This window comes from Streptococcus suis (assembly GCF_019794615.1).
In the GTDB taxonomy this organism is placed as follows: domain Bacteria; phylum Bacillota; class Bacilli; order Lactobacillales; family Streptococcaceae; genus Streptococcus; species Streptococcus suis_AI.
Map to the genome: position 1 here is coordinate 22,633 of NZ_JAIMDU010000003.1, position 23,718 is coordinate 46,350.

At 38.3% G+C, this 23,718-nt stretch carries 26 protein-coding genes and 1 other annotated feature; of the genes, 19 read left to right on the top strand and 7 right to left on the bottom strand.

Features of this window, described 5'->3' with window-relative positions; translation table 11 throughout:
- Positions 1 to 8: 8 nt before the first annotated feature.
- Complete coding sequence (locus K6V43_RS01510; protein WP_024391642.1) at positions 9 to 1,631, bottom strand: ABC-F family ATP-binding cassette domain-containing protein; 1,623 nt, start codon at positions 1,629 to 1,631, stop codon at positions 9 to 11.
- Between the two features lie 64 nt (positions 1,632 to 1,695).
- Positions 1,696 to 2,568, bottom strand: coding sequence for a YitT family protein (locus K6V43_RS01515; protein ID WP_024391641.1), 873 nt, complete (start codon positions 2,566 to 2,568; stop codon positions 1,696 to 1,698).
- A gap of 93 nt (positions 2,569 to 2,661) precedes the next feature.
- Positions 2,662 to 2,868 (top strand) — a binding site (T-box leader).
- Positions 2,869 to 2,914: 46 nt separating this feature from the next.
- On the opposite strand from K6V43_RS01515, the gene trpS reads away from it, so the two are divergent.
- Both trpS and guaB read left to right on the top strand, forming a co-directional pair.
- On the top strand, positions 2,915 to 3,940 hold the full coding sequence (gene trpS / locus K6V43_RS01520) for a tryptophan--tRNA ligase (protein WP_172039378.1): 1,026 nt from the start codon (positions 2,915 to 2,917) through the stop codon (positions 3,938 to 3,940).
- 230 nt (positions 3,941 to 4,170) lie between these two features.
- A complete protein-coding gene (gene guaB, locus K6V43_RS01525; protein WP_222381230.1) occupies positions 4,171 to 5,652 on the top strand; it encodes an IMP dehydrogenase in 1,482 nt (493 codons plus the stop codon).
- Positions 5,653 to 5,727: 75 nt separating this feature from the next.
- Here guaB and recF read toward each other — a convergent pair whose 3' ends face one another.
- Positions 5,728 to 6,819, bottom strand: a complete 1,092-nt coding sequence (gene recF / locus K6V43_RS01530) for a DNA replication/repair protein RecF (RefSeq protein WP_222381232.1) — start codon at positions 6,817 to 6,819, stop codon at positions 5,728 to 5,730.
- Between the two features lie 2 nt (positions 6,820 to 6,821).
- Positions 6,822 to 7,205: a S4 domain-containing protein YaaA gene (gene yaaA / locus K6V43_RS01535; protein ID WP_222381234.1), complete on the bottom strand. Its 384-nt coding sequence runs from the start codon at positions 7,203 to 7,205 to the stop codon at positions 6,822 to 6,824.
- A 73-nt stretch (positions 7,206 to 7,278) separates the two neighbouring features.
- Here yaaA and yfmF point away from each other — a divergent pair, with 73 nt between their 5' ends.
- The 12 genes from yfmF (at position 7,279) to K6V43_RS01595 (ending at position 18,398) form a co-directional block, all read left to right on the top strand.
- Positions 7,279 to 8,532 (top strand): EF-P 5-aminopentanol modification-associated protein YfmF, encoded by a 1,254-nt coding sequence (yfmF, locus tag K6V43_RS01540; protein ID WP_222381235.1) that lies wholly within the window; start codon positions 7,279 to 7,281, stop codon positions 8,530 to 8,532.
- Positions 8,529 to 9,809, top strand: coding sequence for an EF-P 5-aminopentanol modification-associated protein YfmH (yfmH, locus tag K6V43_RS01545; protein ID WP_172055309.1), 1,281 nt, complete (start codon positions 8,529 to 8,531; stop codon positions 9,807 to 9,809). Before yfmF ends, yfmH begins: the two co-directional genes overlap by 4 nt.
- An 82-nt stretch (positions 9,810 to 9,891) precedes the next feature.
- Complete coding sequence (gene rodZ, locus K6V43_RS01550; protein WP_172039383.1) at positions 9,892 to 10,776, top strand: cytoskeleton protein RodZ; 885 nt, start codon at positions 9,892 to 9,894, stop codon at positions 10,774 to 10,776.
- 11 nt (positions 10,777 to 10,787) lie between these two features.
- Positions 10,788 to 11,327 carry a CDP-diacylglycerol--glycerol-3-phosphate 3-phosphatidyltransferase gene (gene pgsA / locus K6V43_RS01555; protein WP_024391342.1) on the top strand — a complete coding sequence of 180 codons (540 nt, stop codon included), beginning with the start codon at positions 10,788 to 10,790 and terminating at the stop codon, positions 11,325 to 11,327.
- Entirely contained in the window at positions 11,327 to 12,163 is an 837-nt protein-coding gene (locus K6V43_RS01560) for an energy-coupling factor ABC transporter ATP-binding protein (RefSeq protein WP_105126890.1), read from the top strand. The genes pgsA and K6V43_RS01560 overlap by 1 nt, the downstream gene beginning before the upstream one ends.
- Positions 12,139 to 12,981: an energy-coupling factor ABC transporter ATP-binding protein gene (locus K6V43_RS01565; protein WP_172055311.1), complete on the top strand. Its 843-nt coding sequence runs from the start codon at positions 12,139 to 12,141 to the stop codon at positions 12,979 to 12,981. The genes K6V43_RS01560 and K6V43_RS01565 overlap by 25 nt, the downstream gene beginning before the upstream one ends.
- On the top strand, positions 12,974 to 13,771 hold the full coding sequence (locus tag K6V43_RS01570) for an energy-coupling factor transporter transmembrane component T family protein (protein WP_024397266.1): 798 nt from the start codon (positions 12,974 to 12,976) through the stop codon (positions 13,769 to 13,771). Before K6V43_RS01565 ends, K6V43_RS01570 begins: the two co-directional genes overlap by 8 nt.
- Positions 13,772 to 13,912: 141 nt before the next feature.
- Complete coding sequence (locus K6V43_RS11455) at positions 13,913 to 14,686, top strand: aggregation-promoting factor C-terminal-like domain-containing protein (protein WP_261311750.1); 774 nt, start codon at positions 13,913 to 13,915, stop codon at positions 14,684 to 14,686.
- Positions 14,687 to 14,930: 244 nt separating this feature from the next.
- Positions 14,931 to 15,506, top strand: a complete 576-nt coding sequence (apf, locus tag K6V43_RS01580; RefSeq protein WP_172019094.1) for an aggregation-promoting factor — start codon at positions 14,931 to 14,933, stop codon at positions 15,504 to 15,506.
- A 115-nt stretch (positions 15,507 to 15,621) separates the two neighbouring features.
- Entirely contained in the window at positions 15,622 to 17,004 is a 1,383-nt protein-coding gene (locus K6V43_RS01585) for a sensor histidine kinase (protein WP_222381236.1), read from the top strand.
- A complete protein-coding gene (locus K6V43_RS01590; protein ID WP_222381237.1) occupies positions 17,001 to 17,669 on the top strand; it encodes a response regulator transcription factor in 669 nt (222 codons plus the stop codon). The genes K6V43_RS01585 and K6V43_RS01590 overlap by 4 nt, the downstream gene beginning before the upstream one ends.
- Before the next feature lie 120 nt (positions 17,670 to 17,789).
- A complete protein-coding gene (locus K6V43_RS01595; RefSeq protein WP_222381238.1) occupies positions 17,790 to 18,398 on the top strand; it encodes a DUF3642 domain-containing protein in 609 nt (202 codons plus the stop codon).
- 36 nt (positions 18,399 to 18,434) lie between these two features.
- Here the strand turns inward: K6V43_RS01595 and sdaAA are convergent, their stop codons facing one another.
- Both sdaAA and sdaAB read right to left on the bottom strand, forming a co-directional pair.
- Entirely contained in the window at positions 18,435 to 19,307 is an 873-nt protein-coding gene (gene sdaAA, locus K6V43_RS01600) for an L-serine ammonia-lyase, iron-sulfur-dependent, subunit alpha (RefSeq protein ID WP_172019098.1), read from the bottom strand.
- Positions 19,308 to 19,319: 12 nt separating this feature from the next.
- Positions 19,320 to 19,991 carry an L-serine ammonia-lyase, iron-sulfur-dependent subunit beta gene (gene sdaAB / locus K6V43_RS01605; protein ID WP_172019099.1) on the bottom strand — a complete coding sequence of 224 codons (672 nt, stop codon included), beginning with the start codon at positions 19,989 to 19,991 and terminating at the stop codon, positions 19,320 to 19,322.
- A 230-nt stretch (positions 19,992 to 20,221) separates the two neighbouring features.
- On the opposite strand from sdaAB, the gene mnmA reads away from it, so the two are divergent.
- On the top strand, positions 20,222 to 21,346 hold the full coding sequence (gene mnmA / locus K6V43_RS01610; RefSeq protein ID WP_222381239.1) for a tRNA 2-thiouridine(34) synthase MnmA: 1,125 nt from the start codon (positions 20,222 to 20,224) through the stop codon (positions 21,344 to 21,346).
- Between the two features lie 42 nt (positions 21,347 to 21,388).
- On the opposite strand, the gene K6V43_RS01615 is transcribed toward mnmA, so the two are convergent.
- The gene (locus tag K6V43_RS01615; protein ID WP_024389859.1) at positions 21,389 to 21,778 is read right to left on the bottom strand and encodes a nuclear transport factor 2 family protein; all 390 of its coding nucleotides are present in this window, start codon (positions 21,776 to 21,778) and stop codon (positions 21,389 to 21,391) included.
- Between the two features lie 125 nt (positions 21,779 to 21,903).
- Here K6V43_RS01615 and K6V43_RS01620 point away from each other — a divergent pair, with 125 nt between their 5' ends.
- The 4 genes from K6V43_RS01620 (at position 21,904) to K6V43_RS01635 (ending at position 23,717) form a co-directional block, all read left to right on the top strand.
- The gene (locus K6V43_RS01620) at positions 21,904 to 22,230 is read left to right on the top strand and encodes a winged helix-turn-helix transcriptional regulator (RefSeq protein ID WP_014638837.1); all 327 of its coding nucleotides are present in this window, start codon (positions 21,904 to 21,906) and stop codon (positions 22,228 to 22,230) included.
- Positions 22,231 to 22,371: 141 nt separating this feature from the next.
- Positions 22,372 to 22,824, top strand: a complete 453-nt coding sequence (locus K6V43_RS01625; protein WP_105136738.1) for an NUDIX hydrolase — start codon at positions 22,372 to 22,374, stop codon at positions 22,822 to 22,824.
- Positions 22,825 to 22,840: 16 nt separating this feature from the next.
- Complete coding sequence (locus K6V43_RS01630) at positions 22,841 to 23,272, top strand: NUDIX hydrolase (RefSeq protein WP_222381241.1); 432 nt, start codon at positions 22,841 to 22,843, stop codon at positions 23,270 to 23,272.
- Positions 23,262 to 23,717: an NUDIX domain-containing protein gene (locus tag K6V43_RS01635; protein WP_222381243.1), complete on the top strand. Its 456-nt coding sequence runs from the start codon at positions 23,262 to 23,264 to the stop codon at positions 23,715 to 23,717. The genes K6V43_RS01630 and K6V43_RS01635 overlap by 11 nt, the downstream gene beginning before the upstream one ends.
- The last annotated feature ends 1 nt before the right edge of the window (position 23,718 follow it).

Consider the following 23,718-nt stretch of genomic DNA (forward strand, 5'->3'; position numbering starts at 1 on the left):
CCTTTTTATTATGCTTTCCAAAGTTCTTGTACTTTAGCTTGTACTTCAGCATTTTCCAAAAATTCATCATAAGTTTCGTCGATTCGATCAATCACGCCATTTTTAGAAATGACGATGATATGGTTTGCTAAAGTTTGAATAAATTCGTGGTCATGGCTGGCAAAGATGATGGATTCTTTAAAAGCTTTCAAACCATCGTTCAGACTGGAAATTGACTCCAAGTCCAAGTGGTTGGTTGGATCATCTAAGACCAATACGTTTGATTTAAGGAGCATGAGTTTTGACAACATCACGCGCACTTTTTCTCCCCCTGACAAGACATTTACAGGTTTGTTAACTTCATCTCCGGAGAAGAGCATACGCCCTAAGAATCCACGTAAGAAGGTATTATCATCTTCTTCCTTGCTAGCAAAATTACGAAGCCAATCAAGGATTGATTCATTGGTATCAAAGTCACGAGTATTGTCTTTTGGTAAGTAGGATTGACTAGTAGTGACACCCCACTTGACAGTTCCTTCGTATTCAATATCACCCATAAGCGCACGAATGAGAGCAGTTGTTTGGATGTCATTTTGTCCAATAAGAGCAGTCTTGTCACCTGGACGTAAGATAAAGTTGATATTGTCAAGAATCGTTTCACCATCGATGACAACTTTTAAGTTCTCAACTGTCAAGAGGTCATTACCGATTTCACGTTCAGATTTGAAGTTGATGAATGGATACTTACGGCTAGAGGGTATGATTTCTTCTAATTCAATTTTATCCAACATTTTTTTACGTGAAGTGGCTTGTTTGGATTTAGATGCATTAGCAGAGAAACGGGCAACGAATTCTTGTAATTCTTTGATTTTTTCTTCAGCCTTTGCATTTCGATCTGCTTGTAAACGGGCAGCCAACTCACTTGATTGTTTCCAGAAGTCGTAGTTACCAACAAAAATCTTGATTTTACCGAAGTCAAGATCAGCCATATGTGTACATACTTTATTTAAGAAGTGACGGTCATGGGAAACAACAATGACGGTATTTTCAAAATCAATGAGGAAGTCTTCCAACCAGTTGATGGATTGGATGTCTAAACCGTTGGTTGGCTCGTCCAAAAGAAGAACATCGGGTTTACCAAAAAGCGCCTTGGCTAAGAGAACTTTGACCTTTTCACCATTTGTCAATTCGCTCATATTTTGGTAGTGAAGATCTTCTGAGATGTTGAGGTTTTGGAGTAACTGTGAAGCTTCGCTCTCAGCTTCCCATCCACCAAGTTCAGCAAATTCACCTTCTAACTCGGCAGCTCGGACACCATCTTCATCAGAAAAGTCTTCCTTCATATAGATGGCATCTTTCTCTTTCATGATGCTGTAAAGTTGGTCATTTCCCATGATAACGACGTCAATCACACGTTCATCTTCGTAGTCGAAATGGTTCTGACGAAGGACAGAAAGTCGTTCATCTGGACCAAGGGAAATATGGCCAGTTGTTGGTTCGATATCTCCTGCTAAGATTTTTAAAAAAGTAGATTTTCCGGCACCATTAGCACCAATCAATCCATAGGTATTTCCTGCTGTAAACTTAATGTTGACATCATCGAATAATTTACGATCGCTGAAACGTAGCGACACATCTGATACTGTAAGCATAGTTTCTCCTATTTTTCTGTCTATTAGTTTTATTGTACTAGAAAGAACTTGAATTTTCAATGAATTACATTGGAATCAAAATATCTTCATTATACTGTTTGTGGTCTTTTTGAAGACTGAATCCACGTCCTTTAACTTGAGTTGCTGGCATGACAATTAGAAATGCAGTATCGTCGATTGCAAGAATATTTGTTTCAAGTTTTTGAATTTCTGGACGTGAAACGGTTGTCATCAGCATTCGTTGTTCTTTACCTGTAAACCCACCAACAACAGGAAATTCAGTAACACCTCGATCAACAACTGTTGTAATGTATTCTTTTATTTCTTCATGATATCTCGATATAATCATTACATTTCGAGAGGAATCAGCACCGGACATCATCAAGTTGACAATATAAGTGATGGTCATCAGTGCGAGGATGGAGTACATTACAGAATCAGGATCAAAAGCAATAAAACCTATAATAACGATTATTCCATCAATTATACCCATTAAAATCCCAATAGGAATCGGGGTTAATTTATTGAGTAATTGAGTAATAATTCCAGTACCGCCAGTTGAAGAATTTCCAAGAAAAACAAGACCAATTCCAATTCCAACAATAATACCACCAAATAGTGCTGCTAATAGCGGATCTTTAGTAAGTGTTGGAAGTGAGTCTGTGAGTTTTAGAAAAAATGGGTAAATATTAGAACCATATACGGTCTTCAAAAAGGTTGTTCTACCTAGAAAAACGTAACATGCAATAAGTAGGGGAATGTTAACGATAAATACAAAGGTGGCTGGATTTATTTCAAATAATTTGTTAATACTAATAGCCAGACCACTTATACCCCCGGAAGCGATGTTGTTCGCTAAAAAGAGGCTGTTAAAGCCAACAGCCATGATAAAGGTACCAATGGTAACTAGAAAAAACTCTTTAAATCGTTGCATAATAAGCTCCACAAAAAATAATTCTATACTATTATCCATCATTCTCTTGGTAGCGTCAAGGCTTTACTGACCTTGACTTTCTAATTTTTTGCGGTTATAATAGGAATCAATCAGAAGAGTAGTAAGTGGATAATTTTTAGAGAGTTTGTGGTTGGTGGAAACAAACAAGAGTCGCTTATGAATGGACTGAGTGAATAGAATCTGAACAAATAAGGATTCGGCTAGCAGGCCTTATGTGCAAAAAGATGTAAGCTTATTTAATGCTTATAAGTGAGGTGGCACCGTGTCCTTGACGCCCTCGCACAGTTTTCTGTGCGTGGGCTTTTATTATGTAAAAGGAGAACATTTTATGAGTAAACCGATTATCCTAACAGGAGACCGTCCAACAGGCAAATTACATATTGGACATTATGTTGGTTCGTTGAAAAATCGTGTTTTATTACAGGATGCAGGTCAACATGAACTTTTTGTCTTTTTAGCTGATCAACAGGCTTTGACAGACCATGCAAAGGAACCGGAAAAGATTGTTGAATCCGTTGGAAACGTAGCGCTAGATTATCTAGCGGCAGGACTTGATCCAGCTAAGACAACGATTTTCATTCAGAGTCAAATCCCTGAATTGGCAGAATTAACCATGTACTACATGAACTTGGTATCTGTTGCGCGTTTAGAGCGTAACCCAACAGTTAAAACAGAAATTGCTCAAAAAGGTTTTGGCGAAGGAATTCCAGCTGGTTTCTTGGTCTATCCTGTGTCACAAGCGGCGGATATTACAGCCTTCAAGGCAAACTTTGTTCCAGTAGGAAATGACCAGAAACCTATGATTGAGCAGACTCGTGAACTTGTTCGTAGTTTTAATCATGCTTACCAAACAGATGTTTTGGTAGAGCCAGAAGGCATTTATCCTGAAAATGAGGCAGCAGGTCGTTTGCCAGGTTTGGACGGCAATGCCAAGATGTCTAAGTCACTTGGAAATGGTATCTATCTGGCAGATGACATGGATACACTCAAAAAGAAAGTCATGTCCATGTACACTGATCCCAACCACATCCGTGTTGAAGATCCAGGCCAGATCGAAGGAAACATGGTTTTCCATTATCTTGACGTTTTTGGACGTGAAGAAGATAAGGCTGAGATTGAGGCTATGAAGGAGCACTATCAACGTGGTGGTTTGGGTGATGTGAAGACCAAACGTTATTTACTGGACATTTTAGAGAGAGAATTAGGACCAATCCGTGAACGCCGTCTGGAGTTTGCACAGGATATGGGTCAGGTCTATGCAATGTTGGAAGCAGGGAGCCAAAAAGCTCGTCAGGTTGCTGCGACAACTCTTGATCAAGTGAAATCAGCTATGGGAATCAACTATTTTAAATAAGGTTAACAATGAAAGAGCAATGTTGAAAAAATGTTGCTTTTTTCATTTAAATCACAGAGAAGTAAAAAACAAACGTTCGATTTTTATAGATAAAACTGAATAGAATTTTCTGAATTTTTAGGATTAACAATATTAAAGCGAATAATGATTGACAAATGATTTCAAAATGTTATCATAATTAAAATACAAATAGCAATCAAGCTACACATAAATAAGAAAAGAGGAAGAAAATGTCAAACTGGGACACTAAATTTTTGAAAAAAGGCTTTACTTTTGATGACGTATTACTTATTCCGGCTGAAAGTCATGTTTTACCACATGATATTGATTTAAAAACACAATTAGCACCAAATTTGACCCTTAATCTTCCGATTATTTCTGCTGCCATGGACACTGTAACAGATAGCAAAATGGCTATCGCTATGGCGCGTGCAGGTGGTTTGGGTGTCATCCATAAGAATATGTCTATCGCGGAGCAGGCTGATGAGGTGCGTAAGGTAAAACGTTCTGAAAATGGGGTCATTATCGATCCATTCTTCCTAACACCAGAGCACACCATTGCTGAGGCTGAGAAATTAATGGCAACTTATCGTATTTCAGGTGTGCCAATCGTTGAAACATTGGAAAATCGTAAATTGGTTGGTATTATTACCAACCGTGATATGCGTTTCATTTCCGACTATTCACAGCCAATTTCTAGCAACATGACAAGTGATGATTTAGTGACAGCGCCAGTTGGAACAGACCTTGCGACTGCTGAGGCTATTCTTCACAAGCATCGTATTGAAAAATTGCCATTGGTTGATGAAAATGGTCGTTTGTCAGGCTTGATTACCATCAAAGATATTGAGAAAGTGATTGAGTTCCCAAATGCTGCGAAGGATGAATTTGGTCGTCTCTTGGTTGCGGGTGCTGTTGGTGTTACATCTGATACTTTTGAACGTGCAGAAGCCCTTTTTGAAGCAGGTGCAGACGCGATTGTCATCGATACGGCTCACGGTCACTCAGCAGGTGTTCTTCGTAAGATCAAAGAAATCCGTGACCACTTCCCAACTCGTACCTTGATTGCCGGCAACATTGCCACAGCTGAAGGAGCTCGTGCTCTTTATGAAGCTGGTGTTGATGTTGTCAAGGTCGGTATTGGCCCAGGTTCAATCTGTACAACACGTGTCATTGCAGGTGTTGGTGTACCACAAGTGACAGCTATCTATGATGCAGCTGGTGTTGCGCGTGAATATGGTAAAACCATTATTGCTGACGGTGGTATCAAGTATTCAGGAGATATTGTCAAGGCACTTGCTGCGGGTGGTCATGCCGTTATGCTTGGTTCTATGTTTGCTGGTACAGATGAAGCACCAGGCGAAACAGAAATCTTCCAAGGTCGTAAGTTCAAGACCTATCGTGGTATGGGCTCTATCGCAGCCATGAAACAAGGTTCAAAAGACCGTTACTTCCAAGCATCTGTCAATGAAGCCAATAAACTTGTTCCAGAAGGAATTGAAGGACGTGTAGCTTATAAAGGATCTGTTGCAGATATGATATTCCAAATGGTTGGTGGACTTCGCTCAGGTATGGGCTATGTAGGTGCTGGTAACTTGACCGAATTGCATGAAAATGCTCAGTTTATCGAAATGTCAGGCGCTGGTTTGAAAGAAAGCCATCCACACGATGTTCAAATAACAAACGAAGCTCCAAACTATTCAGTACAGTAAACAAAAACAAGACCCTGGTTGACAGGGTCTTTCTTTAAGTGTAAATATAGTTGACAAATATTGTAAAGCACCTTTTCAGTCTTCGGTAATGTTTCCCTTTTGAATATGGAAAATTTTAAGATTTTCAGGCAGCTTATGTAAATGGTCCAAAGATGTCGTAGTTATAAATGTTTGAATCGTATCGGTAATTGTTTCAAGCAATTTCAATTGTCGATTGTTATCAAGTTCGCTCATGACGTCATCTAACAATAGAATCGGATACTCTCTTGTCATTTCTTTCATTAATTCTATTTCAGCGAGTTTGAGAGAAAGGACAAGACTACGGTGTTGTCCTTGGCTACCAAAATGGGCGTTCATATCATTTAGAAAGAAGGCAATATCATCACGGTGTGGCCCTACACTTGTATTTTTTTTGAATAAATCACGTTTACGATTATTTTCTAACTCTGTCAAGAAAGTGTCAATTAAATTGACAGAGTTAGTCAAGTTAACTGAAGATAGATATTGAATGGTTAAGGTTTCTTTTTGATTTGAGATTTCTTGAACTTTGCTGTTGCCATGCAATTCTAATTTTTTTAGAAAGTCAATCCGGTGTTGGATAACACGACTACCATACTCTGCTAGTTGATGATCCAATACAGATAAAAAGGTATTGTCTACCTTTTCTGTAGATTTAAGATAGGCATTTCTTTGTTTTAAAACATGGTTATAGCTTGACAAGTCTGAGAGATAAATTGGTTTGATTTGTCCTAATTCGACATCAATGAACTTTCTCCTTAAGGCAGGGGCACCTTTGATTAATTGCAAGTCTTCCGGTGCAAAGAGAACAACGTTCATGTGTCCAATGTAGTTTGAAAGCTTTGCTTGCTTGAGATGATTGACTTTTGTTACTCGCCCTTTATCTGTCAAGTGAATGTCAAGCGGAATCTTACCATTTGTACGATGAAGTATTCCGGAAATAGATAATTCTTTTTCCTGAAATTGTAGAAGGTCTTTATCTGTTCGGGTTCGATGACTCCGTGTCAGGGCTAAAAAATAGATAGATTCTAATACATTGGTTTTACCTTGGGCATTTTCACCTAAAAAGACATTGAGTCCTTTGTGAAACTCAATATCTAATTGGTTGTAATTCCGAAAATGTTTTAATGCTAATCGTTCCAACCACATGTTTATGTACCAGGGAAACGAACAGGTTTTCTGTCAGCTTTTTGAGCTGTTTTTTTTGAAGGAGGGACCTGTTTCTTATTTTTTTTATTCTCTTGATTCATTTTTTTAACAATGGCAGCTACCCGCTCTTTTTCAGCCTGGTCTTCTTGGTATTGCTGAATTTCTTCTGTACTTGGAGCAATAACAGTTATAGTAATACCATGTTCTGGTAGTGCGACTGTGTCACCAATACGGATTTTTTTCCCTCTTCTTTTTTCATCTTCTCCATTAAAAAGGATGGTGTTTTCTTCTAAAAAAACTTTGATAGCACCTCCTGAGTGAAGAATACCAGTTGTTTTTAAAAGAGCCTGTAAAGTAATGTAGTCATCAAATAGTTTAAATTCCATATGTCACCTCGTTACAGAATATTATAACACAAAATGGTATAATGAAAGGTACAATGTTTGAAAGAGGAAGAGAATGCAATTACAAGAAGGAGTTAATCTTCATTTTATAGAATCAAATAAGTTTACGACCAATAGAATTCGTGTGCGTTTTGCTGCAGCAATGAGTGAAAAAACAGTGGCAGGTCGTGTGCTACTAGCCAATTTACTAGAAATGGGAAATCAAGATTATCCAACAGCGCGTCAACTTCGAATGAAATTAGCTGCTTTATACGGAGCACATTTTTCAACCTCTGTTTCTAAGAGGGGACGAGTTCATTTTGTTGATGTGAACATCTCGTATGTGAAATCATCGTTTTTGCTCAATAAAGAAGATATAACTTTAGAAATAATTGATTTTCTATATGCCTGTCTATTGCGACCGTTGACAGAAGGAAAAGCCTTCAATAAAAAAATGTTCGAAGTGGAGAAAAGAAATTTATTAAGTTTTTTAGAATCTGAGGTAGAAGATAATTTTTATCATGCGGATGTTGAAATGAGTCGTCTCTATTTTAATGATGAAGATATACAGGTGCCACGAGTTGCTCGAATTGATTTAGTACAAAAGGAGACAGCTGAATCTGTTTATGAAGCATACAAAAAAATGCTAAAAATGGACAGGATTGATATTTTTGTTGCTGGAGAAGTCAATCAATTAGAGGTTCAAAATAAATTTAAAAACTTTGACTTTACATACCGAAATCCAAAATTGGAGTTCGAGTACTCACAAGATTATTCCAATATCGTTCATGAAAAAGTGGAACGAAAAGTTGCTCAACAATCTATTTTAGAATTAGCATATCATTTACAAGTTGTTTACAACGATGTAAACTATCCTGCATTGTTGGTTTTTAATGGTCTGTTAGGTGCCTTTTCTCATTCTAAATTATTTATGAATGTTCGGGAAAAAGAAAGTCTGGCCTATACGATTGGGAGTCAAGTGAATATTTTTTCAGGTATGTTGAAAGTATATGCTGGAATTAATCGAGAAGATCGATTGAGGACAATGAAGCTCATAAATCGTGAATTTCTTGCAATAAAACGTGGTCAAATTACAGAGGATGACTTGGAATTAACAAAAAAATCACTAACTCATTCTGCAACGCTGGCTCAAGATAGGCAAAATAATCTAATTGAACAGGCCTATAATGAAGTCTGCTTAGGAGAACGAAATCTAACTTGGCAACAGTGGATTGATGGTATTCATGCGGTATCGATAGACGATGTTGTAAAAGTTGGAAAAGTTATTCGTTTACAGGCTATTTACTTTATGGAAGGAGTTGCTCAATGAAACTAATTGAAAAATGCTATCCGTATATGAAGGAGAGTCTTTATTATGCTAAACTTGACAATGGGTTGACAGTAACTTTACTTCCAAAAACTGATTTTAATGAGGCCTATGGAGTATTAACGACAGAATTTGGGGCTCTACATACTCAATTTAAAGCAGATGGTAAAGAAATTGTTCACTATCCCGCAGGGATTGCCCATTTTTTGGAGCATAAACTATTTGAATCAGAAGAAGATGGCGATGTGATGAATCAATTTGCCAAATTAGGTGCTAGTGCAAATGCCTATACTGGATTTCGTCAAACAAGCTATCTTTTTTCAACTACCCAAGAAGTGTTATCTTGTTTGAATTTACTGCAATCATTTGTTACTAAGCCTCATTTTACAAAAGAAAATGTAGAGCGTGAGCAAGGAATTATTGAACAAGAAATCGAAATGTACCAAGACGATGCAGATTATCGTCTTTATATGGGAATTTTAGCTTCACTCTATCCGGGAACTCCATTAGCTTATGATATTGCTGGTACTGTTGAATCAATTTCACAAATTACAGCTGATGCTTTGTATGAAAATTATTTAGCCTTCTATCGTCCAAGTAATATGCATATGTTTATTGTTGGAAATTTTATTATAGAGGAGGTATGGGAAGAAATTATTCAAACCCAAGAGAACTCTGTGCAAGATTGTAGGTCGTTTGAAAAACTTGCCTTGACACATTTACCAATTTTAGAACATCAAACAGAGCAATTTGAGGTAGCTACTTCAAAATTAGCAATAGGGTTAAGAGGGAATGATGTTATTTCAAGGCAGGAAATTCCAAGATACCAAGTATGTTTACAATTATTATTTGCAATGTTATTTGGTTGGACTTCAAAACGCTATCAAGCCTTATATGAGGATGGAATAATTGATTCTTCGTTTCAATTTCAAATTGAGGTGAGCCCAGACTATCACTTCGTAGTCATTACAACTGATACCGAATCACCAATTCGATTATCTAGTTTAATTATGAAAGCCATTCACCAATTTGAAAATGATAAAGATATCAATCATCAACAACTTGCATTATTAAAAAATGAAATGTATGGTGATTTTATTCGAAGTTTAAATTCACTTGAATTTACTGCCAGTCACTTTGTGACTCAAGTCACTGATGAGCAGACTATTTTTGATTTTCCAGAGATTATTCAATCTATTACACTGGAGGATGTTTTTGAGGTTGGGAGGCAGTTTATTTACAACTGTGATATGACAGATTTTACGATTTTTCCCCGATAGAATGTTGTAAAGCATCGAAATTTCCGTAGTTTTTTGTTAAAATAGAGTATTGTATACAATGAATGAATGAGAGAAGGGATTTATGAGGCAAAAAAGTATCGGTGAAGTTCTTCGATCAGCTCGAGAAAGTAGGGGCTGGAACCTAATTGATGTGCAGAGAATGACGAAAATTCAGGCTAAATATTTACAAGCATTAGAATATAATGATTTCGAATATATACCAGACAGTAACTACATAGAAAGTTTTTTGGTAACGTATGCGGATGCGCTTGAATTAGATTCTGCTGTATTACTAGATGCTTATAAAAAGAACAGTCTAGTAATCTACTATGAAGAAGGAGAAGAGGAAGAACTTTCTACGGAGTTAAAAAGACGTTATAAGTTAAGAAAAAAGAATAAAAAAGATTCTTTTCTTCCTTTGTTTTACTTGTTACTAGCAGCTGGTTTGATGATTATTTTTGTGACATTTGTGATTCATAGTCGTATGAAGCAAATTTCACTATTCTCAAATCAAAGTACATCTTATAGTGTGTCTAGGCAAGTGACAAATTCAACAAGCTCAATAGCAAGTACATCAACATCAGGAAATGTCATAGAGGAGTCTTCTTCAAATAGTTCTAGTTCTACTAGCAGTTCAACAACTAGCGCTTCTGAAATGATTCAGGTAACTGGATCTGGAGAAAGTATTAGTGCTACCGTATCAAAGATTACCTATCCAATTGATATTACTGTAACTGCAGACAATACAACTAGTTGGATTAGTTTATCTGATACAACACTTTCAGGTGGCGTAACACTGACCCCTGATAACCCATCAGCAACAACAAAAATAGAGGAAGGAGTATCTTCAGCTACTCTCGTTTTAGGTGTTGTAAAAGGGGTTACTATTACAATCGGTGGTCAAAAGTTGGATACATCGGCTTTAACTACTCAGACAGGAAGTATTACCCTGTACTTTGAACAATAAAGGACGAAAAGATGAAAAAAGAAAATATTCCCAATGCATTAACAATTGGTCGGATTCTCGTTATCCCCATCTTTATTTTATTATTAACGCTTTGGAACAATGCAATCAGCCATACACTGGCTGCAATTATCTTTGCTTTAGCTAGTATTACAGACTATTTAGATGGTTATTTAGCTAGAAAATGGAAAGTTGTTACAAATTTCGGAAAGTTTGCAGATCCAATGGCGGATAAAATACTGGTAATGACAGCTTTTATTATGCTAGTTGAATTGGGATTTGCCCCTGCTTGGGTTGTTGCGATTATCATTTGTAGGGAGCTTGCTGTAACTGGTTTGCGTTTACTTTTAGTTGAAAATGGTGGGACAGTCCTAGCCGCAGCAATGCCAGGGAAAATTAAAACCTTTTCTCAAATGTTTGCGGTCATTTTCCTACTCTTGCATTGGAACCTGCTTGGTCACATAACATTGTATATCGCACTTTTCTTCACCCTGTATTCAGGTTATGATTATTTCAAGGGTGCTTCATTTCTTTTCAAAGATACATTCAAATAATGGAAAATATTATCGAAGTTAAAAATCTTAAGTATAAGTACGATCAAGAAGACGAAAAATATACTTTAAACGACGTTTCGTTTCACGTGAAACAAGGAGAGTGGTTGTCCATCATTGGCCATAATGGATCAGGGAAATCAACAACTGTCCGTTTAATTGATGGCTTATTGGAAGCTGAATCTGGGGACATTTACATATCCGGCGATAAATTGACAGCTGATAATGTCTGGGAAAAACGCCGTCTAATTGGAATGGTCTTTCAAAATCCAGATAATCAATTCGTTGGGGCTACAGTAGAGGATGATGTTGCTTTTGGTTTGGAAAACCAAGGGGTTCCTCTTGAAGAAATGCGTGTTCGTGTTCAAGAAGCTTTGGAATTGGTTGGCATGGCTAATTTTAAGAAGAGAGAACCTGCTAGACTCTCTGGTGGACAAAAACAGCGTGTTGCAATAGCAGGTATCGTGGCTTTGCGTCCCAATATTGTTATTTTGGATGAAGCAACGTCTATGTTAGATCCTGAAGGGCGTTTAGAATTAATTCGTATTGTGAAGGAAATTAAAGATCAACATAATATGACGGTTATTTCTATTACGCATGATTTAGACGAAGTTGCACTAAGTGATCGTGTGATTGTGATGAAGAATGGGCAAATTGAATCAACCAGTACCCCAGCAGAATTATTTATGAGGGACGATTTGATTGAGCTTGATTTAGAACAGCCATTTACAGCAAATCTAGCTGAATCATTGCGCCAGGCGGGAATCGCTATTCCGCTACGCTATTTTACAGAGGAAGAATTAGAGGAAACTTTATGGGAATTCATCTCCAAGAAGTAAGCTATACCTATCAAGCTGGCACACCTTTTGAGGGGCGTGCGCTTTTCGGTGTAGATTTGGAAATTGTTGACGGTTCCTATACTGCATTGATTGGGCATACTGGTTCTGGGAAATCAACTATTTTGCAACTTTTAAATGGGTTAAATATCCCCACATCTGGTAGTGTGATGGTTGATGATATGGTTATCAACGCGACTTCAGATAAAAAAGGTATTAAGCAAGTAAGAAAAAAAGTTGGCTTGGTTTTTCAGTTCCCAGAAAGTCAAGTTTTTGATGAGACAGTCTTAAAAGATGTGGCATTTGGTCCACAAAATTTTGGTATTTCTCAAGAAGAAGCTGAAAAGATTGCTCGTGAAAAACTTGCACTCGTTGGTATTTCAGAAGAGTTATTTGAACGAAGTCCTTTTGAATTATCTGGAGGTCAAATGCGCCGAGTTGCGATTGCAGGAATATTAGCCATGGAACCAAATGTTCTAGTATTGGATGAACCTACAGCAGGACTAGATCCAGCTGGGCGTCAGGAATTAATGGATATCTTTAAACAGTTACACGCTAATGGCATGACCATCGTTCTGGTAACTCATTTAATGGATGATGTTGCTAATTATGCAGATTGGGTCTATGTGATGGAGAAAGGGAAGTTAATCCGTTCAGGAAAACCGAGGGATGTTTTTCAAGAGGTTGAATTTTTGGAAACTATTCAATTAGGTGTTCCAAAAATAACAAAATTTGCTGCGAATCTGGAAAGAAAGGGCTTTGTATTTGAACGCTTGCCAGTTACGATAAAAGAATTTGCCGAGGTGATGAGTCATGGATAAATTGATTTTAGGTCGGTATATTCCTGGAAATTCGATGATTCATCGTTTAGATCCACGTAGTAAATTGTTGGCCATGTTTGCCTTTCTTTTGCTTATTTTCTGGGCAAATAATTTGATAACAAATGTTCTAATCATTGCCTTTGTGTTTGCAATGGTCCTTTTATCACAAATACGCCTATCTTTTTTTATCAATGGTTTAAAACCAATGATAGGAATTATTCTGTTTACAACCTTCTTCCAAGTTTTCTTCACACCTGGAGCAAGTGTTTTGTGGGAATTTTGGATTTTTAAGGTTTCGATTGAAGGCTTGCAGCAGGCGCTGATTATCTTCATCCGATTTGTACTCATTATTTTCTTTTCAACTTTGTTAACATTAACAACAACACCTTTGAGTCTGGCTGATGGTATTGAATCTGGTTTAGCCCCTCTGAAACGGTTGAAAGTTCCTGTTCATGAAATTGGTCTAATGCTCTCGATGAGTTTGCGTTTTGTACCAACCCTTATGGATGATACCACACGCATTATGAATGCACAGAGAGCACGTGGTGTGGATTTTAATGAAGGAAATCTGATTCAAAAAGTTAAATCGGTTATTCCTATTTTGATTCCACTATTTGCTTCAAGTTTCAAGAGAGCTGATGCCCTTGCTACAGCGATGGAAGCGCGTGGTTATCAAGGAGGCGAAGGAAGAACCAAATACCGAGTTTTAGAATGGAAACTGCCAGATACCTGTGCAGTAATTGTCATGATATTACTTGGTGTAACACTATATGTACTAAAAAGTGCTTAAAATATTATCCTTTTCACCATAAAACAACTTTATTGTAATATTTGTAATAGATCTTTAAATAAAAAGTAATATTATGATAGTATGATAGGAATAGTTATAACAATAAGTAGAGGACTATTCTTTTTAATGAAAAAGAGTTTGATGTATAAAGCATTGAAAGGTGTTACTGGACTATTCACTATTCTTGCCTTGGTGTTGTTTGGTTTCATTCTAACAGGGAAGATATCTCATACACAAATTGTGAGAGCAGTATCTGATGCCCCATATACTATAAAGAATACAGTAAATAAGATTCGTAATGGTGTTCCACATACAACTGAATATATTTCAGCAAGTCCTATTTTTGAATTGGGCTATGAAACTATATTAAAGTTGAAGACTGATTCTCAACCACTTCAAGTGGAAGCTTTAGAAATTACGTTTGAAGAACCGCAAATTATTGAATCAACAGAAGTGGTGGATTCAAGTTCAGTCACTCCAGTAGATGTATCGCAGGAGAGTATTCAGACCGAAATATCAACACCTCCTGTGGAAGATTCTAATCAAGCGTATGATACAGCAGCATCAACAGTACAAGCGGTCACGGATGTTGTGCCTGTCGTAGCTGAAGTAAACACTCCTGTTGTAGAGCAAACTCAATCAGTTGCTGCTTCAACTCCCACAGTTACTCCTGTTTCATCAGGTTCCGTACTTGATGATGCGTCTGCTAAAGAATGGATTGCACAAAAAGAATCGGGTGGCAGCTATACAGTAAGTAATGGTATTTACATTGGTCGCTATCAATTGAGTAGTGCATATCTAAATGGAGACCATTCACCAGAAAATCAGGAGCGTGTAGCGGATGCCTATGTTTTGCAACGCTATGGTTCATGGTCGGCAGCCTACCAGTTTTGGTTGGCAAATGGATGGTATTAACATAAAATTAAGATGTCTAGGGAAGTCCTAGGCATTTTATTTTCATTGACAGGAATTGTCAAGACAGAGATATTAATGTAAAGAAATCTGTAAATTTATTTGGGAAAATACTCTCTAAGATCCCATAAACGGCCCTTTTATAGTGTAAACTCAATGTCATTGTAACATTTGTAATACATTTACAAAGTTAAAGTAATAGTTAGAAGGTAAGATAGATACATAACAGAAAGGAATGTGACTATTTATGAACATTACATTAAAAAAGAATTTAAAAACAACTATTTATGGTTTGGTAGCAGGTGCCTCACTTTTAGGTGCGGGTGTAGTTAGTGCAGATACGTATACAGTAAAATCTGGAGATACATTATCAGAAATTGCAAAAACGTATAGTACAACTGTTGAAAAAATCGCTGAGCAAAATAATATTGCTAACCCAGATATTATCAGTGTTGGTCAAACACTTGAATTAGGCGATGTCACAGTAGCGAGTGGTTCAGTAGAGACAACTCAAGAAACAGCCGCAGAAACAACGACAGAGGTATCAGCAGAAACAACTACAACTACTACAACTAGCTCTTATTCTTCAAACTTGAGTGCTGAGGATGCCGCAGCTAAAGAATGGATTGCAATGAAGGAATCAAGTGGTAGCTATGATGCTCAAAATGGGATCTACATTGGTCGTTACCAATTGACAAATACGTACCTAAATGGTGATTATTCTATTGAAAACCAAGAGCGCGTAGCTGATGCTTATGTTGCCAGTCGTTACGGTTCATGGTCAGCAGCCAAAGCATTCTGGTTGGCAAATGGATGGTACTAAAATACATAAGAGGAAGTCTAGCATTCTGCTAGGCTTTTTTGATTGAGTTTTTTAACTTTACAGATAAGCCGGTTTTGTTTATAATTGTGGAAAAATTGACTAGAAAAGTAGAACAATGAATTTACAGAAACGAATTTTTCGATTAAACATGATGATGTTGGTTTTATCCTTGATTGCTATGCTTGGTGTTAGTATTTATGTGGTGAATAGTATTTACCGGAACCAAGGAACATGGCAATCTACCAGTCAGAAAACAGCAACTAGTCAGGCTAGCCTAGAAAACTTTTCGGGAACTGATTTTTCATCCTTGGCAGATGAATTAGCAAAGAGTGGCGCACAACTTTACGCAGAAAGCAATGGTGAGGTCGTATTTTCAAATTTCAAGGATGATAGTGAAGACTTGTCTACTGTCAGTATTTCAGCTACCACTCATACTTCTTATGTTGATGGAGAAGTTGTAATTAGCCGGAAAGTGACTACAGATGGACAAATGTATCACCTGTATGCTATTTTGGAAGATATAGAGGAACAACAAGAAAGCCAGGAATTTCAAGCCTTTCTTGTTCAACTGTTAATAGTTGGTGGGATAGGGATAATTGTTTTAGTTATTCTTAATTTCTTCTTTACTCGACGATTACTGGCTGTTGTTATGCGTCCTTTGGATGAATTGCATAGCGGTGTAGAACGTATTCAACAGGGAGATTATACGGTGCCACTGATTTATCAAGGAGATAAGGAATTTGAAGAATTGACCCAAGGATTTAATCAAATGCAGACTTCCTTGATGGATGCCCATGAGCAAAATCGAATCTATGAGCAAAATCGAACACAAATGATTGCAGATATCTCCCATGATTTGCGTACTCCTTTGACTTCTATCAAAGGATATGCCAAGGGAGTTTTGGATGGTATTGCTAATACGGAAGAAAAACGTAAACAGTATTTGACAGTTATATATCAAAAATCTCAGCTTATGGAAAACTTGCTGGAAAAATTATTTGCTTTTTCACAATTACAAACAGATAAAATGCCTTTTGACAAGATTACCCTTGATTTAGCAATCTTTCTACAATCATATGTATTGGAAAAATCAAAGGAATTAGCAGATGAGGCTATTCAATTCCAATTGGATACTTCAGATGGATTGTTTGTTGAGATTGATCCTATTCAATTTCGACGAATTTTAGATAATCTAGTTGACAATGCTCGAAAATATGCAGCTGTTAGTCCATTAAAGATTGATATTTCTGGTCACGCGCAGGGACAAGTAGTTATTTGGACATTTACAGACAATGGAAAAGGCATCGAAAATGCAAAGCTGAATTTAATATTTGACGAATTTTATCGGGAAGATAATACACGACAGAAAGTAGAAGGTCATGGTTTGGGACTATCCATTGTAAAAAATATCATAGATAGATTGGGCGGTTCTGTGTCGGTTGAGGCATCTCCAGGGCTTCGATTTACTTTCAAATTACCTAGAAAGGATATGAAATGATACGGATATTGATTGCGGAAGATGATATAGAGATTGCATATTTAGAACGAGATTACCTAGAAATGCAGGGTTACCAAGTGGACTTAGTCCATGATGGAAGTCTTGTGGAGGAACAAATAAAAAAAGAAGAGTATTCTCTCCTTCTGTTGGATGTCATGTTGCCGAATAAAACAGGCTATGATCTTTGTCGTGATTTGCGGGATAAGGTAGATTTTCCTATTTTAATGGTTACTTCTAAGCAAGAGACAGTGGATATTGTGAGAGGTTTGGGTTTAGGAGCAGATGATTACATTAGTAAGCCGTTTGATCCAATGGAGCTAGTGGCGCGTGTTAAGGCTCATTTGATGCGCTATCAACGCTTTCAAAAAGGTAGTGACAGCAGTGAATTGACAATCAGAAATATGACAATATTTTTGGAAAATTGGAAGGTGACGTTGGATGGACAAGAGATAAAGCTACCTAATCGCGAATTTGAATTACTTGTTTATCTAGCAAAACACCCAAACAGAGTATTCTCTAAGGAACATTTATTTGAGAAGATTTGGGGGTATGACTATGTAGGGGATAGTGCAACAGTTGCAGTGCACATCAATCGCCTTCGAGACAAGTTGGGAAGTGAGTTAATTGAAACAGTTTGGGGTGCAGGGTATCGTCTTAATGATTAATTAGTGAGTGTTTAAGATTTGTTTAAAAACTTTCCATAAATTATTCAAGAATATCCTCTATAATGGGTTTATCAGCAAATGAGCTGAAAGACATCCCTACAAATAAAAGAGGAGCATTAGATGGAACAACATAATCAACCAGAACTCATTGAGGCAACAGAAAATTCAAAGAAAACGATATTGGAATCTGTAAAGAACAGATTGACAAGTATGAGTAAGAAAACAATGATCCTACTATCTGTTGGTATTCTGACACTTGCAACTGCAGGAGTCGTTTTAGCAGAAGTATATGATAGTAAAATAGAAGCGTTGGGAAATCAAATTGAGCAACAACTTGGAATTAAAGACGAAGAGGACAAAAATCGCCAAGAGGTTCTTGCTACGGCTTCTTCATCTTCTTCAGCTGGGACAACTACAAAATCAGTTAGTGAATTGGCGGCAACCTATGGTGTTAAGTTGGTTGACACATCAAATATAGCTGGAACATATACAGCAAAAGATGGGAATGATCGTTTTTCACTAGTAATAAAAGGCAATCAAGCTACTCTGACAGAAGTTGACGATGATGGAGAACAGACGATTGACCAAGTTATCTTTGATTTAGACAAAAAACTTGCTTATATTGATGGACAAGTAAATACATACTCCTTAACGGGTTCAACTTTAGTAATTACTGAGGTTGACAACAACGACACCACCTTAGATAAAATGATATTTACTAAACAATAAAAGGACCGTCAGGTCCTTTTATTGTTTACAAAACTGTCAACCTTCCCCGAAAATTTCCTGTGCAAGTCGGCGACCAGTCGGTGTAGCAGCAAGCCCGCCTTCGGCTGTTTCACGAAAGGCTGTTGGTAAAGCAGCACCTACTTGATACATAGCATTTATTACCTCATCAGCAGGAATCTTTGATTCAATCCCAGCTAATGCCATATCAGCTGCTACCATAGCATAGCTAGCGCCCATCGCGTTTCTCTTGACACAAGGCACTTCTACTAGGCCAGCGACAGGATCACAGATGAGACCAAGCATATTTTTGATAACAAAGCAGATAGCTTGACTAGCTTGATACGCTGTCCCGCCTGCAGCTAATGTTAGTGCGGCAGCAGACATAGCAGAAGCTGAACCAACTTCAGCTTGACACCCACCCTCTGCTCCAGAAATAGAAGCATTGTTGGCGATGACAAGACCAAAGGCACCAGCTGTAAAGAGAAAGTCAAGTTGTTGCTCTTCTGTCAACTTCAACTTGTCAATGGCAACTCCTAAAACAGCTGGTAAACATCCAGCGGAGCCAGCAGTCGGAGTGGCACAAACAAGACCCATCTTAGCGTTTAGTTCATTGACAGCCATAGCATTTCTAGCTGCTGACAGTATGGAGGTGTCGGACAGTGTTATTCCACCTTTTATATATGCGTCAAGTTTTGCTGCGTCCCCTCCTGTCAATCCTGAAACAGATTTACTTTCGGAGAGACCATCAATAATGGAATTTTTCATTACTGTCAAGTTTCTTGACATAATTGTCAATATTTCGTCACGGTTCCGACCAGTTAGCTCCATTTCAGTAGCAATCATTAGTTCTGAGACGCTACCAGAAAACTGTTCTGCCTGTGAAACCAATTCTTCAATTGTATAAAACATGGTTCTCTCTTTCTAGTTAAAGAAGGTGACGTTGTGCAGGTGGGGAATTTTTTCAATCTCGTCAATGGAATTTTCACACTGGCGGGAGTCCACCTCAATAATCATGATGGCTTTTTCCCCTGCTTTTTCACGGGTGACATTCATTTGAGCAATATTAATATTGTATTTAGATAAAATATCAGTAACTTTTGCAATCATGCCTGGGACATCTTGATGAACAATAATGATGGTTGGGGTGTTCATATTCAGATTGACAGAAAATCCATTTAGTTCCGTTACCTGAATATTTCCTCCTCCTATGGATACACCTGTTGCAGAAATAGATTTTTTCTCATTTTTTATGATGATTCGCGTTGTATTGGGATGGGGTGTATTACTCTCTTTGTTGACACGCCAGTAAACTTTGATACCACGTTCCCTCGCAATATCTAAGGAGTCAGGAATCCGAGGATCATCGGTATCCATACCTAGAATACCTGCGACCAAGGCTACGTCAGTACCATGCCCTCGGTATGTTTTAGCGAAGGAGTTGTAGAGTTGGAATTCAACTTCGGTGGGTTGCTCTCCAAAGATAGATGAGACAATTTTGCCGATACGAACTGCACCTGCTGTGTGACTGGAAGAAGGTCCAATCATGACTGGTCCAATAATATCAAAGACCGATTGAAATTTTAAATTTGTCATAGTAATCCTCACGATTTTCTTGGTTCTATTATATCAAAAATTCATTTACGAGAATATGCTTAGATGAATGAGCTTTTATATCAAAATTCTATCTATGTACCATCTTATATGATATAATACAAATTGTTCAAATCGACCTTCAATCGCTTTGGATAAAACTAGACCCTTCAAGTCTAAGTTGAAATTGAACTCGGATTGAGTCTGAGTATCACAATTGATGGGAGAAGATTATGTCAATTGACAATTCTAAAACCCGTGTTGTTGTCGGTATGAGTGGCGGTGTAGATTCATCGGTTACGGCTCTCTTGCTCAAGGAGCAGGGCTACGATGTGATCGGCATCTTCATGAAAAACTGGGACGACACGGACGAAAATGGCTTCTGTACAGCAACAGAAGACTACAAGGACGTGGCTGCAGTGGCAGACCAAATCGGCATTCCTTACTACTCTGTCAACTTTGAAAAAGAGTATTGGGACCGCGTATTTGAGTACTTTTTAGCAGAGTATCGGGCTGGCCGCACCCCCAATCCAGATGTCATGTGTAACAAGGAAATCAAGTTCAAGGCCTTCTTGGACTACGCTATGAACTTGGGGGCGGACTATGTGGCGACGGGGCACTACGCTCAGGTGTCACGCGACGAGGACGGCACCGTCCATATGCTACGTGGGGCAGACAATGGCAAGGACCAGACCTATTTCCTTAGCCAACTCTCACAGGAACAACTGCAGAAAACCATGTTTCCGCTCGGCCATTTACAAAAGCCTCAGGTGAGGGAAATAGCAGAGCGAGCAGGCTTGGCGACGGCTAAAAAGAAAGACTCGACAGGCATCTGCTTTATCGGTGAAAAGAACTTCAAAGAATTTTTAGGGCAGTATTTGCCAGCCCAGCCCGGCCGGATGATGACGGTTGACGGTCGTGATATGGGAGAGCATACAGGCCTTATGTACTATACCATTGGTCAGCGGGGCGGGCTAGGTATCGGAGGACAAATCGGTGGGGACAATGAGCCTTGGTTTGTTGTCGGGAAAGACCTGTCAAAAAATATCCTCTATGTCGGCCAAGGCTTTTATCATGACTCCTTGATGTCAACTTCTTTACGGGCCAGTCAAGTGCACTTTACACGTGATATGCCTGAAGAATTCACGCTTGAATGCACGGCTAAGTTCCGCTATCGTCAACCAGATAGTCAAGTAACTGTCAAGGTAAAAGGTGACAAGGCAGAGGTTGTTTTTGCAGAGCCACAACGAGCCATCACACCAGGTCAAGCCGTTGTTTTCTACGACGGTCAAGAGTGTCTGGGCGGTGGCATGATCGACATGGCCTACAAAGCTGGGGTTGCTTGTCAGTATATTTAATCAAAAATAAAAGCTTAGCACCCTCATGCTAAGCTTTTTATCTTATCCCCAGAAAGCATCTTCGGCTTTTTGGTCGGCTGAGAAGAGCCAAACTTCCTTGATTTTGCCATCTTCCATACGGAAAAGATCGATGCCATTCATGTTTAGTTCTTCACCATCTGTTCGAGTACCGAGGAATGTTACGTTAGCGGCAACAAGAGTATCATTATCGGATACCCAGTTTGTCACTACTTTGAAAGTTCCATTTGTTTTTTCGGCGAAAGTTGCTAGATGTGCTCCGAGTACTTCCTTACCAATTTTAGCACCAGATGTTGAATGATTTCCGGGTTGATGCCAGATAATGTCATTAGCCATTGTTTCAAAAAGAGCTGCAAAATCACCAGCGATGAGAGCATTGTTATAGGCATTAAAAATTTCCAAGTTTGTTGACATTTGATGTCCTCCAATTTTTTTGATATAGTACAATTATAGCTGAAGCATTCCATTATGCAAGTAGGTACTTTTGCATTCGTTGGTATCAAAAGTGATACTATTGTGATAAATAAAGGAGAATTTTTTTGAAAAAAGTTAGTGAATATGGTATTTGCCCTTTTGCAACAACACAAAAAGTCTTGACTGGTAAGTGGGGATTGGTGATTATCTACCAACTCAGTACAGGAACGAAACGCTTCAATGAATTACAGCGACTGATTCCAGGTATTACTCAAACCATGTTAACAAGGCACCTTAGACAATTGGAGGAGGATCGCATTATTAGTCGCACGGTCTATGCAGAAGTCCCCCCTCGTGTAGAGTATAGCTTGACTGAGATGGGCGAAAAATTTCGTTCGGTACTGGATGCTGTTGAGGCTTGGGGCTTAGAATATATTGAAACGTTAGCGTAACACTAGATTTGAAATTCTACAAATCTTTTGATAGAATAAGAGTAACAATTATCATGATGGTCAAAGCTCATGGGAATTGTAGGCTTTTTTGTCCTGCAATTTTCGAGAGTTTTGGCTATTTTTTGCTATTGGGGAGAGAAGATGGATTTCAGAACGAGACACGACAATCAAATCTTCGGTGTTCGTGCGACGGGCTTGGTGGTACAAGATGAGAAGTTATATCTTGTTAAGTCACCTGAGGGGAAATACTACACCTTAGGTGGAGCTATTCAGCTTGGTGAAACGACGGAAGAGGCTGTCCTGCGGGAAATGCAAGAAGAAATCGGAATTGAGGTGGAACTTGGACCACTAGCATTTATCGTTGAAAATCAGTTCACCTTACAGGAGAAATCCTATCATCAGATTGAATTTCTCTATATAGTTACCCCGCTGTCTAATCCAGCTCCCAATCTGGAAGAAGGGAATTCTGTTCGCCAGTGTGAATGGGTTACTTTTGCGAACTTAGAGAAACTTGATCTCAATCCAGCCTTTCTTAAGACCGAGCTAGCCAAATGGGACGGACAACTAAAGCATTTTATGAACAAAGACAACTAAAGTAGCGGAGGAAACCATGCCTGTCAAACTGATTGCCCATGTTTTACTGACTGTTGCAGACAGTCACCTGATTATTCAGCGTTCTCAGATTAAGCGTGGCAAACCCAATGTCTTTCCTCGATATTGGGACATTCCGGGTGGTCGTGTCGAGGAGAATGAATTGCCTCGTGATGCTGCTGTTCGAGAATGCTTTGAAGAAACTGGCATTTCGATAGCCAGGGAAAATCTGACCATTATCCATGAAGATAGTCAGTTTGATGAAGAGAAAGAGGCGGTGTTTACAAGGCTGGTCTATGAAGTGACACTTCCGGAACAGCCCAACACAATTCTTCTTGATTCAGAAGAGCATACTGATTTTCTATGGATTACTAGCCGTGATGAAAACAAGAAAAACTTAGTTCCATATCTTGATGAAATTTTAGAAAAGAGAAGAAAAAGTGGATTTTAGAACTAGAATTGACAATCAGATTTTCGGTGTTCGTGCCACTGCATTGATTATAAAAGATGGAGAAATATTTCTCACCAAGGACTCTAAGGGGCGTTATTACACCATTGGCGGTGCGATTGCAGTCAACGAAACTGCACAAGATGCGTTTGTTCGGGAAGTCAAGGAAGAATTAGGGATTGACAGTCGTGTCAACCAACTAGCTTTTGTAGTTGAAAATCAGTTTACACACGAAGACATAGATTTTCACAATGTCGAATTTCATTCTATTGTTGAGCCTATTGGAAAAATGCCTGTGGAGATGATTGAAGATAACTTGAAACAAGCTTGTGAATGGATTGAACTTGACAAGCTTGTCAACCTAAATGTTGTACCAGCCTTTCTGGCTCAAGAATTGCCAAACTGGGATGGACAAGTTAAACATATCATGAATGTAAAGGAGAAATAAA

What these genes read in the sequence shown, in the direction of transcription:
- K6V43_RS01510 (WP_024391642.1), bottom strand. Translation starts at nt 1,631, where the DNA reads ATGCTTACAGTATCAGATGTGTCGCTACGTTTCAGCGATCGTAAATTA.
- trpS (WP_172039378.1), top strand. Translation starts at nt 2,915, where the DNA reads ATGAGTAAACCGATTATCCTAACAGGAGACCGTCCAACAGGCAAATTA.
- guaB (WP_222381230.1), top strand. Translation starts at nt 4,171, where the DNA reads ATGTCAAACTGGGACACTAAATTTTTGAAAAAAGGCTTTACTTTTGAT.
- recF (WP_222381232.1), bottom strand. Translation starts at nt 6,819, where the DNA reads ATGTGGTTGGAACGATTAGCATTAAAACATTTTCGGAATTACAACCAA.
- yaaA (WP_222381234.1), bottom strand. Translation starts at nt 7,205, where the DNA reads ATGGAATTTAAACTATTTGATGACTACATTACTTTACAGGCTCTTTTA.
- yfmF (WP_222381235.1), top strand. Translation starts at nt 7,279, where the DNA reads ATGCAATTACAAGAAGGAGTTAATCTTCATTTTATAGAATCAAATAAG.
- yfmH (WP_172055309.1), top strand. Translation starts at nt 8,529, where the DNA reads ATGAAACTAATTGAAAAATGCTATCCGTATATGAAGGAGAGTCTTTAT.
- rodZ (WP_172039383.1), top strand. Translation starts at nt 9,892, where the DNA reads ATGAGGCAAAAAAGTATCGGTGAAGTTCTTCGATCAGCTCGAGAAAGT.
- pgsA (WP_024391342.1), top strand. Translation starts at nt 10,788, where the DNA reads ATGAAAAAAGAAAATATTCCCAATGCATTAACAATTGGTCGGATTCTC.
- K6V43_RS01560 (WP_105126890.1), top strand. Translation starts at nt 11,327, where the DNA reads ATGGAAAATATTATCGAAGTTAAAAATCTTAAGTATAAGTACGATCAA.
- K6V43_RS01565 (WP_172055311.1), top strand. Translation starts at nt 12,139, where the DNA reads ATGGGAATTCATCTCCAAGAAGTAAGCTATACCTATCAAGCTGGCACA.
- K6V43_RS01570 (WP_024397266.1), top strand. Translation starts at nt 12,974, where the DNA reads ATGGATAAATTGATTTTAGGTCGGTATATTCCTGGAAATTCGATGATT.
- K6V43_RS11455 (WP_261311750.1), top strand. Translation starts at nt 13,913, where the DNA reads ATGTATAAAGCATTGAAAGGTGTTACTGGACTATTCACTATTCTTGCC.
- apf (WP_172019094.1), top strand. Translation starts at nt 14,931, where the DNA reads ATGAACATTACATTAAAAAAGAATTTAAAAACAACTATTTATGGTTTG.
- K6V43_RS01585 (WP_222381236.1), top strand. Translation starts at nt 15,622, where the DNA reads ATGAATTTACAGAAACGAATTTTTCGATTAAACATGATGATGTTGGTT.
- K6V43_RS01590 (WP_222381237.1), top strand. Translation starts at nt 17,001, where the DNA reads ATGATACGGATATTGATTGCGGAAGATGATATAGAGATTGCATATTTA.
- K6V43_RS01595 (WP_222381238.1), top strand. Translation starts at nt 17,790, where the DNA reads ATGGAACAACATAATCAACCAGAACTCATTGAGGCAACAGAAAATTCA.
- sdaAA (WP_172019098.1), bottom strand. Translation starts at nt 19,307, where the DNA reads ATGTTTTATACAATTGAAGAATTGGTTTCACAGGCAGAACAGTTTTCT.
- sdaAB (WP_172019099.1), bottom strand. Translation starts at nt 19,991, where the DNA reads ATGACAAATTTAAAATTTCAATCGGTCTTTGATATTATTGGACCAGTC.
- mnmA (WP_222381239.1), top strand. Translation starts at nt 20,222, where the DNA reads ATGTCAATTGACAATTCTAAAACCCGTGTTGTTGTCGGTATGAGTGGC.
- K6V43_RS01615 (WP_024389859.1), bottom strand. Translation starts at nt 21,778, where the DNA reads ATGTCAACAAACTTGGAAATTTTTAATGCCTATAACAATGCTCTCATC.
- K6V43_RS01625 (WP_105136738.1), top strand. Translation starts at nt 22,372, where the DNA reads ATGGATTTCAGAACGAGACACGACAATCAAATCTTCGGTGTTCGTGCG.
- K6V43_RS01630 (WP_222381241.1), top strand. Translation starts at nt 22,841, where the DNA reads ATGCCTGTCAAACTGATTGCCCATGTTTTACTGACTGTTGCAGACAGT.